Consider the following 15,267-nt stretch of genomic DNA (forward strand, 5'->3'; position numbering starts at 1 on the left):
CCTTGTTGAGAGAGAAGCGTTCAGGCGGCCGCGGCACGCGGGGCCCAGCGGTCCATGTGCCGCAGGTAGTCGGCGAAATGTGTCCGCACCGCGCCGGGCTCGAGCCCGAACCGGGCCGGGTCGGGCTTGGCCATGCGCTCGGCGTCGCTGTTCGAGGCCCACCACTCCGCCATGGCTTGCGCGAAGGCGGGCGAGACCGCCTCGCCCAGCCAGGCGTAGAGGGCGCGGACTTCGCGAATCGGGTCCTCGTGCATCGCGCGGAAGTGGATGTCGAAGAAGCGCTCGTCCCGCCCGCCGTCGCGGAAGGCGATCGCGCGGTCCATCGCCTCGGACCAGCAGCGCACGTTGAGTTCGCCGATATAGGCGTCGTCGACGTGGTCGGAGAACTTGCCGATGATCTCGGAATAGACCGTCGCGACAGAGAGCATCACGTCGGTGGGGTCGCGGTGGGTCATCACGAAGCGGGCGTCTGGATAGACCGCGTCGAGCGCATCCAGGTAGAGCATGTGGGTGGGCGCCTTGAGACGCCACGGCCGGGCCGGCTCGCCCCACTGCAGCAGTTTCAGGGTGCGCCTGTGGTAGCGGTAGGTGCCCTCCATGTCGGTTTCGAGCAGCCATTCGGAATAGCTGGGAACCTGGGCAAAGGCCTGGAATATCTGGCTCTTGAAGTCGAGCGCCATGAGGTCCTGGCACTCCATCGCGCCGTCGATCCCGGTCGGCGTGCGGTTGCCGCCCTGCAGTTTCGCGTCGGTGGCGCTGGCGGAGACGCCGCGGCGGGGGTCGGGTGCTTCCACCGTGGCGGGCGGGGGGCAGGGCTGGGCGCTTTCCCAGACCCGCAGGTAGCGGACCGCCGGATCGCTCGCCAGCAGGAACGAGAGCGCCGAGGAGCCGGTGCGCGGCAGGCTGACGCCGAACAGCGGCGCGGTGACCTGCTCGTCCGCGATCTCGGGGTGGCGGCGATACCAGTCCTCGATCAGGAGGCGCTGGCCCAGGTGCAGCCCGATGCGGTCGCGCAGGGCGTATTCGCCGGTGGGGTTGAGGCGGGCCTCGGTGTTCAGCGCGCGGACCAGCCGTTCCAGCCCGTCGCGAAAGCCGTCAGGCCCGAAGTCGTCGAGTCCCGTGGCGGCGCGGGCCGCCGCCATCAGGTCCTTGCTGTCTTCCATCGCCGGCTGCCTCCCCGCCCGGATTGCCCGGTACGTTCATGTCGGGAGGCAGTATGCGCGGCTCGCGCGGCGGCGCCAAACGCCGCAGCGATGAACGATGGAAAGGGGTGTCTCAGTCTTCCTGGGCGATGGTGATCTTGGCGCCTTCGAGCACCGCGGTCACCGGCACCTGGCAGGACAGGCGCGAGTACTGGTTGCGGTGGTCCGAGCTGTCGAGCAGGTCGTTCTCGTCCTCGCTCATGGCGGGGAGCTTGTCCATGTACTCGGGGTCGATGTGGACGTGGCAGGTCGCGCACGAGCAGCAGCCGCCGCACAGCGCGAGCAGCTCGTCGAAGCCGCTGTCGCGGATGACTTCCATGAGGGTGCGGCCCTCGGGAGCCTCGACGTTCGATTCTTCACCCGACTGGTTGACGACGATGATCTGCGGCATGGCTCTCGATTCCCCTTTGATACACCCTGTATCATAAATGCGGTCATATGCGCACTTGCCGCAGGCTGCTAAAGGCTGCAACCTTCTTTTGCAAGGTAGCGGAAATCATGGGTTTGACTGCAGACGAACTTCGTTCGGGCCTGGACGCCATCGCTTCCATCGACCCGGCGATGGCGCGGGCCCTGGAGATCGCCGGTTACCCCGAGCCCCGCATCCGCGCGACCGGTCATGCGACGCTACTGCGCACGATCGTCGGCCAGCAGGTGAGCGTGGCGGCGGCGGCCTCCGTGTGGAGCCGGCTGGAGGCGCTGCTGGGCGGGAACATCCATCCCGAGACCCTGCTCGCCGCCGAGTTCGAGGCGCTGCGCGGCTGCGGCCTGTCGCGCCAGAAGCAGGGCTATGCGCGCTCGCTGTGCGAACTCGTCGTCGCCGGCAGCCTCGACCTCGACAACCTCCCCGCCGACGACGAGGCGGCCATCGCGCAGCTGGTGCGGATCAAGGGCATCGGCCGCTGGTCGGCGGAAATCTACCTTCTCTTCGCCGAGGGCCGCCCCGACATCTGGCCCGCCGGCGACCTTGCCGTGCAGGCCGGACTGCACAAGCTGCTGGGCCTTGCCGAACGCCCCGCCGAGAAGCTGACCCGCGAACTGGCCGAACCCTGGCGCCCCCACCGCGGCGCGGCGGCGATCTTCACCTGGCACTGCTACAACAACCCGGCGCTGTAGCGCTGTCCGGCCGCCGCAAGGCGACACCAAGTTTACACGGTTTACACGGTCCAGCGGGCAAACTGCCCTCCCGGGGCCGGAAAGTGTCGCCTTGCGCGAAAAACTGTCGCCTTGCGCGATGAAACTGTCGCCTTGCGCAGCGAACCTGTCGCCTTGTGGGCCCGCGGGTGTCGCCTTGCGGCGCGGGCGGCGCGGGGAGACTGCAAGGGAGCGACGGGCGTCCATGCCCTCCCTGTACCGCGGCGGCGGCGAAGTAGGAAAGCGCCGAGGGGGCTCTCGGGCCGTGCGGATGGCGCCCGGAAGACGGATATGACCGGTTTCGGGCGCTGCCCGATGCCCTCGCCGCAGCGGGAATGAGGGGTGTTAGCTGCCTTCAGGCGTGCTCGGCTAGCGTTGCCAACGTGCGCTCATACTCGCGCAGCTCCATTGCTTTCTTGAGCCTCCATCGACGAAGCGCATAGCTTATCGCAAAGATTGGAAAGCAGCCGATAAGCACGCCAATCTGAAGATATGGCACTTCAGACCATGTGATCAGGCCCCTGGAGACTGCATCCACGAGGTAGATCAGCATCCCGACTAAAACGAACACGCCAAAACCGAGGGCGGAGATTTCAAGAGCGCGCGGCGGCGGAGCTGGCGGTCTGCGGAAAGTCATCACCTCCAACTATATCGACAGCGATTGGCCGACAAGTGAGGCCGTTCCTAATTCGTGACCGGCTATGTCTGTTAAGCGGGCGCTTCCGGACAGTCCGCTTTCGGCGAAAATCGCGCATGGCGGCCATTGCGGCCGGGCAAAAATCGCCCCATTGGCAGCGCCGAGCGTGGTGCGCCGCTCGAGGGCAAGTGGGCGGCTCAAGGTCCGCCCCGCCGCCTCCCGCGACAGGCAGGACCGAGCATCCCCGCCTTCACGCAATCGCGTCGATGAACTGCGCCATCGCCACGTCGCGTTCGCTCAGGCCGTCGGCGTCATGGGTGGTGAGGGTCACGCGGACGGTGGCGTAGACGTTGAACCATTCGGGGTGATGGTCGGCCTTGTCGGCATGGATCGCCACGCGGGTCATGAAGCCGAAGGCGGCGTTGAAGTCGGCGAATTTGAGCGTGCGCTCGATGGCGCGGCCGTCCTCGCGCAGGGACCAGCGGGGGAGGGCGGCAAGCGCTTCGTCGCGCCGGGCGTCGGTGAGGCGGGCAATCGGCATCGGGGTCTCCTTGGCAGGGGCCAGCGTTTCTCCTATCGCTCCGCTCCATGCAAGAGGCCGAACTCCCGCGCGTGACCGTGACCGACCTGGCGTGCCGGCGCGGCGACCGGGTGCTGTTCGCGCGCCTGTCGCTGGCTCTCCACGCCGGCGAGGCGGTGCAGGTGGCGGGGCGCAACGGCATCGGCAAGTCGAGCCTGCTGCGCCTCCTGGCCGGGCTGGCGCCCGCGTATGCGGGGTCGGTGCGGGTCGAGGGCGCGGTCGGTCTGCTCGACGAGCGGCCCGCGCTCGACCCGGCGCTGCCGCTGGGCAGGGCGCTGGCGTTCTGGGGGCTCCTCGACGGCGATCCCGGCGCCGGGGCGCTGCGCCGCCTCGGTCTTTCGGAGCTGCTCGACGTGCCGGTGCGCTACCTCTCCACCGGGCAGAAGAAGCGCGCGGCGCTGGCCCGGCTGCTGGGGCAGCAGGCGCGGGTCTGGTTGCTGGACGAGCCGCTCAACGGGCTCGACGGCCACGCGGTCGAGATCGCCGAGACCATCGCCGCCGAGCACTGCGCGGGCGGCGGCATCGCCGTCATCGCCTCGCACCAGCCGTTCCGGTTGCCCGCGATGCGCCTGCTTGCGCTGTCGGACTACGCGGCATGAGCGGCAGGGGGGCAGGCCTCGTCATGACCCTGCTGCGCCGCGACCTCGCCCGCCTGCTGCTGGGCGGCAAGGGCGGCGGGGCGCTGCTGCCGGTGCTGTTCTTCCTTTCCGTCGCCATGCTCTACCCCTTCGCGGTCGGCCCGGACGCGCCGCTGCTGGCGCGGACCGGCGGGGGGGTGATCTGGGTCGCCGCGCTGCTCGCCGCGATCCTGCCGCTCGACCGGCTGGTGGAGCCCGACATCGAACTCGGCCTGTTCGACCAGTGGGCGCTGCGCGGCATCTCGGAGGAACTGGTGATCGCGGTGCGCGTGGCCGCCCACTGGCTGAGCTTCGGGCCGCCGCTGATGCTCGCCGCGCTCCCCGCCGCCGCGCTGCTCGGGCTCGACGGGAGGACCCTGCGCATCGTCGAGATCGGGCTGCTGGCCGGCACCCCGGGCCTTGCCGCGCTGGGCGTGACGGTCGCCGCGCTGACGGCAGGCCTGCGCGGCGGGGCGGCGCTTTCGGGCCTGCTGGTGATCCCGATGGCGGTGCCGGTGCTGATCTTCGGCGCCGGGAGCCTGGGCACCGCCGGCGCCAGCGGCCTCGCGCTGACCGCCGCCGCCAGCCTCGTCCTGATCGCGCTGGCGCCTTTCGCGGGCGGCGCGGCGGTGAGGGCGGCGCGGGGGTGAGCGCAAGTTTGCGATCAAATCATTTGCGCGCGCGCTCCGCTCTTCCTAACTCTCGCGCCATGACCTCCCAGACCTCCGCGCCGCCAGCCCAGCCCTCCACCCTCGACCTCATCGGCAACACCCCGCTGGTGCTGCTCAAGGGCCCGAGCGAGGCGGCCGGCTGCGAAATCTGGGGCAAGTGCGAATTCGCCAACCCCGGTGCCTCGGTGAAGGACCGCGCGGCGCTTTGGATCGTGCGCGACGCCGAGGCGCGCGGCGCGCTGCTGCCCGGCGGCACGATCGTCGAGGGCACCGCGGGCAACACCGGCATCGGCATCGCGCTGGTCGCCAACGCGCTGGGCTACAGGACGATCATCGTCATGCCCGAGACCCAGTCGCGCGAGAAGATGGACACCCTGCGCGCGCTCGGCGCCGAGCTGGTGCTGGTCCCCGCCGCGCCGTTCTCCAACCCCGGCCACTTCGTCCACACCTCGCGCCGCCTGGCCGAGGACACCGAGGGCGCGGTCTGGGCCAACCAGTTCGACAACATCGCCAACCGCAAGGCCCACATCGAGAGCACCGCGCCCGAGATCTGGGCGCAGATGGAAGGCCGGATCGACGGCTTCACCTGCGCGGCGGGCACCGGCGGCACCATCGCCGGCACCGGCATGGGCCTCAAGGCCTTCGACGAGACCGTGACGATCGCGCTCACCGACCCCTACGGCGCCGCGCTCTACAACTATTACGCCCACGGCGAGCTGAAGGCCGAGGGCTCCTCGGTCGCCGAGGGCATCGGCCAGGGGCGCATCACCGCCAACCTCGAAGGCGCGCCGATCGACACCCAGTTCCGCGTCTCCGACGAGGAGGGCCTCGAATGGGTCCGCCGCCTGCTTGCCGAGGAAGGGCTGTGCCTGGGCCTGTCCTCGGGCATCAACGTGGCGGGCGCGGTGGCGCTCGGCCGCCAGCTGGTTGCGGAGGGGAGAACCGGGGTCCGTATCGCCACCATCCTGTGCGACACCGGATTCCGCTACCTATCCTCGCTCTACAATGCCGAATGGCTCGAAGCAAAGGGCCTGCCGGTCTTCCCTTGGCTGGCGAAGTGATGTAACCACTCGTCGATGGCAGGAAACATTCCGCCTTTTATGGTCGATCCGAAAAGCATCCTCGAACCGCTGCAGGCGCCGACGCATTTCATGCCGCCGTCCGCGCGCGAGCTGCGTTCGCAGGCCGTGTACCGGTTGCAGATCGGCCTGTTCGGCCTGTTCGCGATGCTGCTGATCGTCGGCCTCGCCAACATCATCCGCGACCGGCTGCGCCTGTCCGAGACGAGCGCGGACCCGATCCAGCAGGTCGTCGCGGTGGACGCCAAGCCGACCAAGACCGCGAGCGACCCGCTGGCCGACATCGGCGTCGTGCCCGCCTCCGACCCCAGCCCGACGCCCTCTCCGGACGTTTCCGGTGATCCCGGCGCGCCGGCCGCGCCTTAAGCCCGTCCTGCTGTTCGCGCTCGCGCTTGCCGGATGCGGCGAGGGCGGGGCGGTGGCGTCGCGGGCCCCGCAGACGATCGGCCTCTATTCCAGCCTGCCGATCGCCTGGAACGAGAGCGCCGACATCCGCGGCCTGCTGTCCGATGACGCGCCGCCGCACTGGGCCCTGACCACGCTGCGCGGGCGCGGCCGGGTGATCCCGCTCGATACGCTGGCGGACCCGGCCGGCAAGCTGCCGCTGCCCGAGGGCGCCATCCTCGTCCTGGCGCAGCCGCGTCCGCTCACGGCGCAGGAGAATGTCGCGCTCGACGCCTGGGTGCGCGGCGGAGGGCGCGTGCTGCTGCTGGCCGACCCGATGCTCACCGCCCATTCCCTGTTCGGCCCCGGCGATCCCCGCCGCCCGCAGGACATCGCGATGCTCTCGCCCATCCTCGCGCGCTGGGGGCTCGTGCAGGAGTTCGACGACGGACAGGCGGCGGGTGAACACGCCGTGCGCCTGCCCGAGGGCGACCTGCCGGTGAACCTGCCGGGGCGCTTCCGCATTTCGGGGACGGGCGGGGATGGCGCCGGAACGGGGAAGGCCGGGGAAAGCGTTGCCCGCTGCCGGATCGAGGCCGGGGGGCTGCTGGCCGACTGCGCGTCGGGAAAAGGGCGGATTCTCGCGATCGCCGACGCCGCATTGCTGGAGAATCCCGAAGATTCCGGCGCGGGGGCGCTGCGGCGGATGATTCTCGGCGCTCTGCTCGATCGGGTGTCCGATCGGGGGCGTTCGGGGAAATGATGGGGATGGGCGGGGACACGCCGGGGGCCGGACGGGATGCTCGGCTGATTTCAGATAAAAATCTAGGATTTACGGATGTTTACATCGATCCTGAAAATCCCGGAATATCCCGGATGGACTGATCCTCGGCTGGTGCGTCTGCCGGTTCGGGGGATAAATCACCTGCTTTCCCCAAATTTCCCTTTAATCGCCTGATTTCCCGTTATAGAAGAACGGTCAATCGGAATGGCTGAGTCTCGCCGTGCCTTATGCGGGCACGGGGTCCGGATGCGCGCGTGCGTGTCCGGGAGCGGGTTCGGCTGTGTTCGTGACGGTTATTCATGGGGCGAAAACAGGCGGACATGGCTGGGCAGCCGTTCATCTACAGCGGGCAGGGCTTTTCGCTTCTACGCGACAAGAACCGCTTCGTGCTGCCGAACGTGCTTCGCTCGACCGTCCGCGATTCGAGCAGCCGCGACGTGCTGTTCCTCGCCAAGCATTCCGAGTGGAAGTGCCTCGTAGGCTTCGGCCAGTCGCGCGTCGACGAGTTCGAGGCCCAGCTCGATGCCGAGCAGGCCCGCGCGGACGGCGCCGGCCGCCCCTTCAACCGCGACAAGCGGGCGATGCAGCTCTACAATTTCCAGCAGGTCCCGTTCGACGGCAGCGGCCGCTTCACCATGCCCGAGGCGCTGACCAGCCTCGCCGCGCTGGATGACCAGCTGTTCTTCCAGGGCATCGGCCGCACGATCCTGATCTGGAACCCCGCAGAACTCTACAAGCTCGCCGACGACCCCGAGTTCGAGGCCGCGATCGCGACCTGCCGCTCGTTGCAGGATGCCGAGCAGGCCAAGGCGAAGAAGAAGTGAGTACGCCCGACCAGCCCCACATTCCCGTGCTCCTTGAGGAGGTTGTCGCCGCCCTGAACCCCCGGGGCGGCGACATCATCGTCGATGCGACGCTGGGCGCCGGCGGCTACACGCGCCGCCTGCTCGACACGGGCGCGACGGTCCACGCCTTCGACCGCGATCCCGACGCGATCGCCGCGATTGTGGGAAATCCGGGGAAATGGCCCGAGCTGGCCGAAAATCCGCCCCGCCTCGTGTTGCACGCCCGCCGCTTCTCCGAAATGGTCGAGGGGTTGGCGGACGCAGGGGTAGACAGCGTTGACGGCGTGGTGATGGACATCGGGGTGTCGTCCATGCAGCTGGACCAGGCGGGCCGCGGCTTCGCGTTCGGCGCCGACGGCCCGCTCGACATGCGCATGAGCCAGGACGGCATGTCCGCCGCCGACTTCTGCAACGAGGCCGACGAGGCGCAGATCGCCGACGTGCTGTTCCTCTACGGCGAGGAACGCCAGTCGCGCCGGGTCGCCCGCGCCATCGTCGCCGCGCGGCCGCTGGAGACCACCGCCGACCTCGCCCGCGCGGTGCGCAAGGCGGTGGGCTACAACCCCGCCTACAAGGGCAGCAACGCGCCGAAGGACCCGGCGATCCGCAGCTTCCAGGCGATCCGCATCCACGTCAACGGAGAGCTGGACGAGCTGGACGCCGCGCTCGATGCGTCCGAGGTCCTGCTGCGCGAGGGCGGGCGCCTGGCGGTGGTGACGTTCCACAGCCTGGAAGACCGCAAGGTCAAGCGCTTCCTGCGCGATGCCAGCAGCGCCGGCAAGACCACCTCGCGCTACCTGCCGCAGGCCGCCGCCGCGCCCGCGCCGTTCGAGCTGGCCGGCAAGGCGGTCCGCCCCGGCGAGGCCGAACTGGCCGTCAATCCGCGTTCGCGCTCCGCCACCCTGCGCAGCGCCGTCCGCACCGCTACCCCCCCGAGAAACCCTGTTGGGACCCCCAACCACAGGAGCGCCGCATGAACTTCACCAGTGACCGTGTCCGATCGATCGGCTGGATTTCCGTGCTGGTGGTCTGCGGGGCGATGACGATCGGCCTCACGCTGCGCGTCAATGCGGTCAAGAGCCAGGTCCACGACACCGAGAAGAAGATCGTCTGGGTCAAGCAGGACATCGACTTCTTCGAGACCGAGTTCGCGACCCGCTCCAACCAGCAGGCGCTCAAGCAGCTCAACGACCTCGAGTTCGGCTACAAGGCCCCGATGGCGGCCCAGTACATCGAGGGCGAGCGGCAGCTGGCGGCGCTGGGCGCGGTGCCGGGGCCGGGCGCGCCGGCGCCGATCCGCTACGCCAACGCCGAGCAGCCGGAGGGCGAACAGGGCTCGCTGCTGGCGATGGTCTCGCCGGTCAGCGGCGCCACCGCCGCCGCGCTGCCCGAAGCTCCGAAGAAGGCCGGCGCCAATGCCCAGGGTGGCCGCGACCCCGAGCGCGAGGCCATGGCGCGCGACGCCGCCGCGATCGGCAAGCGCCTCGCGCGCATCGAAGTGGCGGAGGCTGCCCAGCAGTGAACGCGCAGACCTTCTCGTTCGGCACCATACCGACGACGGTCTCGACCGGCCGGCGCAAGCTCTTCAACGTCCGCCAGCGCTCGCTGCTGGTGGCGAAGCTGCGCACCCTGTGGATCCTGGGCGTCTTCGTGCTGGTCACGGTCTGCGCGCTGGGCCGCATCACGTACCTCGGCTTCACCGGCGTGACGCCGCGCCACGGCGAACTGGGCGACCTGCTGATCCCGGGCCGCGGCGAGATCGTCGATCGCAACGGCGTGCCGCTGGCGCGCGATTTCCGCGTCTACTCGCTCTGGTTCAACCCCAAGGCGATGACCGAGGGGTCCTCGCTGGTCCGCAGCCCCGAGGACGTGACCGCCGGGCTGCTGCGCATCTTCCCCGACCTCGACCGCGACGAGATCCTCGCCAAGCTGCGCGCGGGCCAGCCGTGCTACCTGCGCAAGTCGATCCTGCCCGAGGACGCCAACAAGGTCCACGCGCTGGGCGAACCGGCGCTGGAATATCCGCTGGAGGCCACGCGCTTCTACCCGCAGGGCTCGATGGCCGCGCACGTGCTCGGCTACGTCGACAGCTTCGGCCACGGCAAGGTCGGCATGGAGCAGGCGTTCAACGACCAGCTCATCAGCGCCGAGGGCCGGTCGGGCTCTTCCGTCCTGTCGATCGACTTCCGCGTCCAGAGCGCGCTCGAGGACGAGCTTGCCCACGCCATGGTGCTGAGCAAGGCGAAGGGCGCGGCGGGCGTCGTGCTCGACGTTGACAGCGGCGAGATCCTTGCGCTGGCCTCGCTGCCCTCGTTCGATCCCAACCACGTCAAGCCCACCGACATGGTGATCTCGGCGGAGGAGGCGCGCCAGGGCGACGTGCCGCACGGCTTCAACCGCGTGACCAACCAGGTCTACGAACTGGGCTCCACCTTCAAGCCGATCACCGTCGCCTCCGCGATCGACGCCGGGGTGGTGACGAACCTGGGCAAGCAGTGGCCGGCGACGCCGCTGCACGTCGGCCGCTTCACCATCCACGACCTGCACAACTACGGCGCCTCGCTCAACGTGCCCGAGACGCTGATCCACTCGTCGAACACCGTGACCGCGCGCATCGCCGACGAACTGGGCGGGGTGCGGCTCAAGAAGACGATGGAAGCGCTCGGCATGAACGAGCGTCCCTATGTCGAGCTGCCCGCCAAGGGCTTCCCGATCTGGCCGAGCGGCGAATGGCCGCGCCTGCGCACCATGACCGTCGCCTATGGCCACGGCATCGCGGTGACCCCGCTGCACCTCGCCTCCGCCTACGCCGCGCTCGTCAACGGCGGCATCTGGCGTCCGGCGACGCTCAAGAAGCTCGACCCTTCCGCCATCCCCGCCGGCCGCCGCGTGTTCCAGGCCTCGACCAGCGCACGCATCCGCCAGCTGCTGCGCATGATCGTGCGCTACGGCACTGGCCGCAAGGCCGACGCGCCGGGCTTCCGCGTCGGCGGCAAGACCGGTTCGGCCGAGAAGCCGGGCGTCGGCGGCTACCGCAAGTCGTCGCTGATCGCGACGTTCGCGTCCGCCTTCCCGATGGACAAGCCGCGCTTCGTGGTCATCGCCATGATGGACGAGCCGCAGGGCACCGCCGCCACCTCGTTCCAGCGCACCGCCGCCTGGAACGCCGCGCCGGTGATCCAGCGCGTCGTCCCCCGCATCGGTCCGCTGCTCGGCGTCATGCCCGACGAGACGCGCGACATCGACATCACCGACCTCAAGCCGCTGGTGCCGCAGGGGAGCGACGGGGAATGAAGCTTTCCGCGCTCTGCGCCGCCGCCGGCATCGCTTTCCCGGGACCTGACGCGAACGTCACGGGCTTCGCGATCGATAACCGCAAGGTCGCCCCCGGCACCGTGTTCGGCGCCTTTCGCGGCACCCGCTTCAACGGCGAGGACTTCATCGCCGCCGCCATCGAGGCGGGCGCGGTGGCGGTCGTCGCGCATCCCGGCGCGAAGGTCGAAGGCGCCATCCACTTCGCCGCCGAGGAACCGCGCCGCCTGTTCGCGCAGCTTGCCGCGCCGTTCTTCGCGCCCGTGCCGGAAACGCTGGTCGCAGTCACCGGCACCAACGGCAAGACCTCCACGGTCGAGCTGACCCGCCAGATCTGGCGCATGGCCGGCCAGCGCGCCGCTTCGATCGGCACGCTGGGCGTCACCACCGGCGACGAAACCGTGTCGACCGGCCTGACCACGCCCGACATCGCGACTTTCCTCGCCAATCTTTCCGGCCTTGCGCGCGAAGGCGTGACGCATGTCGCCTACGAGGCGTCGAGCCACGGCCTCTCGCAGTTCCGCATCGAAGGCCCTCGGGTCGTGGCGGGCGCGTTCACCAATCTCAGCCGCGACCATCTCGATTATCATGCGACCATGGACGAGTACTTCGCCGCGAAGATGCGCCTGTTCGACGAAGTCGTGGTCGACGGCGGCACGGCGGTGGTCTGGGCCGACGATGCATGGTCGGACAAGGCGATCGCGCATGTGCAGGCGCGCGGACTGAAGCTGTTCACCGTCGGCACGAAGGGCGCGGACATCCGCCTCGTCGGCCGCACGCCCACGGGTCTCGGGCAGAAGCTGGAGATCGAGCACGAGGGCCAGCGCCGCGTGATCGATCTGCCGCTGATAGGGGCTTATCAGGCCGCTAATGCGCTCGTGGCGGCAGGCCTGGTGCTGGCGACGGGCGGCGATGCGCACCTGACCTTCGACGCGCTCAAGCGGCTGGTCACGGTGCGCGGGCGCATCGAACGGGCGGCGATCACGCCCTCGGGCGCGCCGGTCTACGTCGACTATGCGCATACGCCCGATGCGCTGGAGGCGGCCATCGCGGCGCTCCGGCCGCACGTTGCGGGCAGGCTGATCGTGGTCTTCGGCGCCGGCGGCGACCGGGACCAGGGCAAGCGGCCCGAAATGGGCCGGGTGGCGAGCGAGGGGGCAGACCTCGCGATCGTCACCGACGACAATCCGCGCGGGGAAGATCCCGCCACCATCCGCGCGATGATACTCGCCGGCATGGGGGCAGGGGCGCGGGAAGTGGGCGACAGGCGGGCCGCGATTCGCGCCGCCGTCGCCGAGGCGGCGGAAGGGGACATCGTCCTGCTCGCCGGCAAGGGGCACGAACAGGGGCAGATCATCGGCAGCGGCGACACTATTCGCGTCCTGCCATTCGACGACGTCACCGTAGCCAGGGAAATGGCTGGCTCGCTGGGAAGGTAGAGACGCATGGTAGCTGTTGCCCGGATTCTCGATTGGCCGCTCGACCCGGCAGAGGAGAACCTGCAGGTCCTGTGGGACGCGATCTCCATCGCCCGCGCCGTCAGGGGTACCGCCAGCGCGGACTTCACCGTGTCCGGCGTCGAGATCGACAGCCGCGACGTCCAGCCCGGCGACCTGTTCTTTGCGCTCAAGGGCGAGGCCATGGATGGCCACCGCTTCGTCGAGATGGCCTTCGCCAAGGGCGCGGCCGCCGTCGTGGTGGACCGCCCGGTCGATGGCCCGCACATCCTCGTCGCCGACACCATGGACGCGCTGGAACGCCTCGGCGCGGCCGCCCGCATGCGGGCTCGCGGTCCGGTGATCGGCGTGACCGGCTCGGTCGGCAAGACCGGCGTGAAGGAGATGATCTTCACCGCGCTCGACCGCTCCAGCAGGGGCGACGCGCACCGCTCTGTCAAGAGCTACAACAATCATGTCGGCGTGCCCCTCAGCCTTGCCCGGATGCCCGGCCGCGCCCGTTTCGGCGTGTTCGAGATGGGCATGAACCACGCGGGCGAGATCGCCGCGCTGACCCGGCAGGTCCGGCCGAACGTCGCCGTCATCACCACGATCGCGCCCGCCCACATCGAGATGCTGGGCTCGGAAGAAGCGATCGCCCGCGCCAAGGCCGAGATATTCGAAGGCCTGGAGGCGGGCGGCACCGCCGTCATCCCGATCGACAGCCCGCACTACGGCGCCCTCCGCGAAGCGGCGCTGGCCTGCGGGGCGCAGGTCGTCGCGTTCGGCAAGGCCGCCGACGCCGACGTGCGCCTGCTCGACACGGTTGCCGCGATCGGCGGCGGCTCGCTCGTCACCGTCGACATGGGCGACCGGCGGGTGTGCTACACCGTCGCCGCCCCGGGCGAGCACCAGGTCATCAACTCGCTCGCCGTCATGGCGGCCGTCCGTGCCGTCAAGGGCGACCTCGGTGCCGCCGGCGTCGCGCTCGCGGAGATGGGCGGCATGGCCGGGCGGGGCGCGCGGCTGGAGATCGACGTCGAGGGCGGCGAGCCCGATGACCAGGGCCGCCGCAAGGCGCTGCTGATCGACGAAAGCTACAACGCCAACCCCGCCTCGATGAGGGCCACGCTCGCGCAGCTCGGTCGCACCCCGGCGCAGCGCCGGATCGCGGTGCTGGGCGCGATGAAGGAGCTGGGCAGCCACGGCCCGGACTACCACGCCGCGCTCGCCGGGCCGATCCGCGAGGTCCCGGTGGACTACGCGGTGCTGGTTGGCGAGGAGATGGGTGCTTTGGCCGAGGAATTGGGGAAATCACAGGGCCCGGAGGTTGGCAAAGCCGTGCCCTTCGCGCATTGCCCGAGTGTGCGGGAAGCTGTCGAAACCTTGCGCGCATTCGGGCTCCGGCGGGATGATGCCATCCTCGTCAAGGGCTCGAATTCGGTAGGTCTCGCGGCCCTTGTGACGGCGCTCAGCAAGCAGGAAGGGTAGGGCGAAAGCCCACAAGATGTTGTATCTCATCGCAGATTTGTTCCACTACGAGGGACTTGCCAACCTCTTCCGCTACCAGACGTTCCGTTCGGGCGCGGCGCTGATGACGGCGCTGGTGATCGGCCTGATCATCGGTCCCAAGTTCATCAACATGCTGCGAATCCGCCAGGGCAAGGGCCAGCCCATCCGGGAGGACGGTCCGCAGAGCCACCTCGCCAAGCGTGGCACCCCCACGATGGGCGGGCTGATGATCCTGACCTCGCTGGTGCTGACCATGTTCCTGTTCATGGACATGACCAACCCGTTCGTCTGGGCGTGCCTCGCCGTGACGGTCGGATTCGGCGTGATCGGCTTCCTCGACGACTACGACAAGGTGACCAAGCGCCACCACGCTGGCCTGTCGAGCAAGGTGCGCCTGCTGCTCGAATTCATCGTCGCGGGCATCGCCTCGTACATCATCGTCAGCCAGCTCAACACCAACCTCTACGTGCCATTCCTGTCGGGCCGGTACATCCCGCTGGGGCCGCTTTACTACGTCTTTGCCGCCGTGGTGATCGTCGGCGCGGGCAATGCGGTGAACCTCACCGACGGGCTCGACGGCCTCGCGACGATGCCCGTCATCATCGCGGCGGGCACGTTCGCGATCATCTGCTACCTCGCCGGGCGCGTCGATTATGCGACGTATCTGGGCATCCCGCACGTGCCGCGCGCGGGTGAGCTGGCGATCTTCTGCGCCGGGATCATGGGGGCGGGGCTCGCCTTCCTGTGGTTCAACGCGCCGCCCGCCGCCGTCTTCATGGGCGATACCGGCAGCCTCGCGCTGGGCGGGGCGCTCGGCTGCATCGCCGTTGCCGCGCACCACGAGATCGTGCTCGCCATCGTCGGCGGCCTGTTCGTGCTGGAGGCGGTGTCGGTCATCATCCAGGTGTTCTGGTTCAAGCGCACCGGCCGCCGCGTCTTCCGCATGGCGCCGATCCACCACCATTTCGAGCAGAAGGGCTGGAAGGAATCGACCGTCGTGATCCGCTTCTGGATCATCTCGATCGTGCTCGCCGTGATCGGCCTTTCCACCCTGAAACTGCGTTGAGGGGCGCC

Annotated in this window: 17 protein-coding genes; 13 read left to right on the top strand and 4 right to left on the bottom strand. The window is 69.4% G+C overall.

Going from position 1 to position 15,267, the window contains the following annotated elements; all coding sequences use genetic code 11:
- Positions 1-20 precede the first annotated feature (20 nt).
- Together AC07M9_RS02755 and AC07M9_RS02760 are read right to left on the bottom strand one after the other, a co-directional pair.
- Complete coding sequence (locus AC07M9_RS02755; protein WP_494881119.1) at positions 21-1,163, bottom strand: sulfotransferase family protein; 1,143 nt, start codon at positions 1,161-1,163, stop codon at positions 21-23.
- Between the two features lie 112 nt (positions 1,164-1,275).
- Positions 1,276-1,593: a 2Fe-2S iron-sulfur cluster-binding protein gene (locus AC07M9_RS02760; protein WP_494881121.1), complete on the bottom strand. Its 318-nt coding sequence runs from the start codon at positions 1,591-1,593 to the stop codon at positions 1,276-1,278.
- Positions 1,594-1,700: 107 nt separating this feature from the next.
- On the opposite strand from AC07M9_RS02760, the gene AC07M9_RS02765 reads away from it, so the two are divergent.
- Positions 1,701-2,318: a DNA-3-methyladenine glycosylase family protein gene (locus AC07M9_RS02765; protein ID WP_494881123.1), complete on the top strand. Its 618-nt coding sequence runs from the start codon at positions 1,701-1,703 to the stop codon at positions 2,316-2,318.
- Between the two features lie 373 nt (positions 2,319-2,691).
- Here AC07M9_RS02765 and AC07M9_RS02770 read toward each other — a convergent pair whose 3' ends face one another.
- A complete protein-coding gene (locus AC07M9_RS02770; protein ID WP_494881125.1) occupies positions 2,692-2,973 on the bottom strand; it encodes a hypothetical protein in 282 nt (93 codons plus the stop codon).
- A gap of 250 nt (positions 2,974-3,223) precedes the next feature.
- Positions 3,224-3,514, bottom strand: coding sequence for a 4a-hydroxytetrahydrobiopterin dehydratase (locus AC07M9_RS02775; RefSeq protein WP_494881127.1), 291 nt, complete (start codon positions 3,512-3,514; stop codon positions 3,224-3,226).
- A 47-nt stretch (positions 3,515-3,561) separates the two neighbouring features.
- Between AC07M9_RS02775 and ccmA the strand changes: the two genes are divergently transcribed.
- The 12 genes from ccmA (at position 3,562) to mraY (ending at position 15,259) form a co-directional block, all read left to right on the top strand.
- Positions 3,562-4,152 carry a heme ABC exporter ATP-binding protein CcmA gene (ccmA, locus tag AC07M9_RS02780; RefSeq protein ID WP_494881129.1) on the top strand — a complete coding sequence of 197 codons (591 nt, stop codon included), beginning with the start codon at positions 3,562-3,564 and terminating at the stop codon, positions 4,150-4,152.
- Positions 4,149-4,820, top strand: coding sequence for a heme exporter protein CcmB (locus tag AC07M9_RS02785; protein ID WP_494881131.1), 672 nt, complete (start codon positions 4,149-4,151; stop codon positions 4,818-4,820). Before ccmA ends, AC07M9_RS02785 begins: the two co-directional genes overlap by 4 nt.
- Before the next feature lie 59 nt (positions 4,821-4,879).
- Positions 4,880-5,902: a cysteine synthase A gene (locus AC07M9_RS02790; RefSeq protein ID WP_494881132.1), complete on the top strand. Its 1,023-nt coding sequence runs from the start codon at positions 4,880-4,882 to the stop codon at positions 5,900-5,902.
- A gap of 39 nt (positions 5,903-5,941) precedes the next feature.
- On the top strand, positions 5,942-6,286 hold the full coding sequence (locus AC07M9_RS02795; RefSeq protein ID WP_494881134.1) for a hypothetical protein: 345 nt from the start codon (positions 5,942-5,944) through the stop codon (positions 6,284-6,286).
- Positions 6,258-7,067 carry a Gldg family protein gene (locus AC07M9_RS02800; protein ID WP_494881136.1) on the top strand — a complete coding sequence of 270 codons (810 nt, stop codon included), beginning with the start codon at positions 6,258-6,260 and terminating at the stop codon, positions 7,065-7,067. Before AC07M9_RS02795 ends, AC07M9_RS02800 begins: the two co-directional genes overlap by 29 nt.
- Before the next feature lie 341 nt (positions 7,068-7,408).
- A complete protein-coding gene (locus AC07M9_RS02805) occupies positions 7,409-7,912 on the top strand; it encodes a division/cell wall cluster transcriptional repressor MraZ (RefSeq protein ID WP_494881138.1) in 504 nt (167 codons plus the stop codon).
- Positions 7,909-8,910: a 16S rRNA (cytosine(1402)-N(4))-methyltransferase RsmH gene (gene rsmH / locus AC07M9_RS02810; RefSeq protein ID WP_494881139.1), complete on the top strand. Its 1,002-nt coding sequence runs from the start codon at positions 7,909-7,911 to the stop codon at positions 8,908-8,910. The genes AC07M9_RS02805 and rsmH overlap by 4 nt, the downstream gene beginning before the upstream one ends.
- Complete coding sequence (locus AC07M9_RS02815; protein ID WP_494881141.1) at positions 8,907-9,455, top strand: hypothetical protein; 549 nt, start codon at positions 8,907-8,909, stop codon at positions 9,453-9,455. The genes rsmH and AC07M9_RS02815 overlap by 4 nt, the downstream gene beginning before the upstream one ends.
- Positions 9,452-11,227 carry a peptidoglycan D,D-transpeptidase FtsI family protein gene (locus tag AC07M9_RS02820; RefSeq protein ID WP_494881143.1) on the top strand — a complete coding sequence of 592 codons (1,776 nt, stop codon included), beginning with the start codon at positions 9,452-9,454 and terminating at the stop codon, positions 11,225-11,227. The genes AC07M9_RS02815 and AC07M9_RS02820 overlap by 4 nt, the downstream gene beginning before the upstream one ends.
- The gene (locus AC07M9_RS02825; RefSeq protein ID WP_494881144.1) at positions 11,224-12,684 is read left to right on the top strand and encodes a UDP-N-acetylmuramoyl-L-alanyl-D-glutamate--2,6-diaminopimelate ligase; all 1,461 of its coding nucleotides are present in this window, start codon (positions 11,224-11,226) and stop codon (positions 12,682-12,684) included. Before AC07M9_RS02820 ends, AC07M9_RS02825 begins: the two co-directional genes overlap by 4 nt.
- Positions 12,685-12,690: 6 nt before the next feature.
- Positions 12,691-14,172, top strand: a complete 1,482-nt coding sequence (locus AC07M9_RS02830) for a UDP-N-acetylmuramoyl-tripeptide--D-alanyl-D-alanine ligase (RefSeq protein WP_494881145.1) — start codon at positions 12,691-12,693, stop codon at positions 14,170-14,172.
- A gap of 16 nt (positions 14,173-14,188) precedes the next feature.
- The gene (gene mraY, locus AC07M9_RS02835) at positions 14,189-15,259 is read left to right on the top strand and encodes a phospho-N-acetylmuramoyl-pentapeptide-transferase (RefSeq protein ID WP_494881146.1); all 1,071 of its coding nucleotides are present in this window, start codon (positions 14,189-14,191) and stop codon (positions 15,257-15,259) included.
- Positions 15,260-15,267: the final 8 nt, after the last annotated feature.

It is taken from the genome of Novosphingobium sp. GW821-FHT09E05, assembly GCF_059416165.1.

Coding starts and splice junctions, on each gene's coding strand:
- AC07M9_RS02755 (WP_494881119.1), bottom strand. CDS start 1,163: ATGGAAGACAGCAAGGACCTGATGGCGGCGGCCCGCGCCGCCACGGGA.
- AC07M9_RS02760 (WP_494881121.1), bottom strand. CDS start 1,593: ATGCCGCAGATCATCGTCGTCAACCAGTCGGGTGAAGAATCGAACGTC.
- AC07M9_RS02765 (WP_494881123.1), top strand. CDS start 1,701: ATGGGTTTGACTGCAGACGAACTTCGTTCGGGCCTGGACGCCATCGCT.
- AC07M9_RS02770 (WP_494881125.1), bottom strand. CDS start 2,973: ATGACTTTCCGCAGACCGCCAGCTCCGCCGCCGCGCGCTCTTGAAATC.
- AC07M9_RS02775 (WP_494881127.1), bottom strand. CDS start 3,514: ATGCCGATTGCCCGCCTCACCGACGCCCGGCGCGACGAAGCGCTTGCC.
- ccmA (WP_494881129.1), top strand. CDS start 3,562: ATGCAAGAGGCCGAACTCCCGCGCGTGACCGTGACCGACCTGGCGTGC.
- AC07M9_RS02785 (WP_494881131.1), top strand. CDS start 4,149: ATGAGCGGCAGGGGGGCAGGCCTCGTCATGACCCTGCTGCGCCGCGAC.
- AC07M9_RS02790 (WP_494881132.1), top strand. CDS start 4,880: ATGACCTCCCAGACCTCCGCGCCGCCAGCCCAGCCCTCCACCCTCGAC.
- AC07M9_RS02795 (WP_494881134.1), top strand. CDS start 5,942: ATGGTCGATCCGAAAAGCATCCTCGAACCGCTGCAGGCGCCGACGCAT.
- AC07M9_RS02805 (WP_494881138.1), top strand. CDS start 7,409: ATGGCTGGGCAGCCGTTCATCTACAGCGGGCAGGGCTTTTCGCTTCTA.
- AC07M9_RS02815 (WP_494881141.1), top strand. CDS start 8,907: ATGAACTTCACCAGTGACCGTGTCCGATCGATCGGCTGGATTTCCGTG.
- AC07M9_RS02825 (WP_494881144.1), top strand. CDS start 11,224: ATGAAGCTTTCCGCGCTCTGCGCCGCCGCCGGCATCGCTTTCCCGGGA.
- AC07M9_RS02830 (WP_494881145.1), top strand. CDS start 12,691: ATGGTAGCTGTTGCCCGGATTCTCGATTGGCCGCTCGACCCGGCAGAG.
- mraY (WP_494881146.1), top strand. CDS start 14,189: ATGTTGTATCTCATCGCAGATTTGTTCCACTACGAGGGACTTGCCAAC.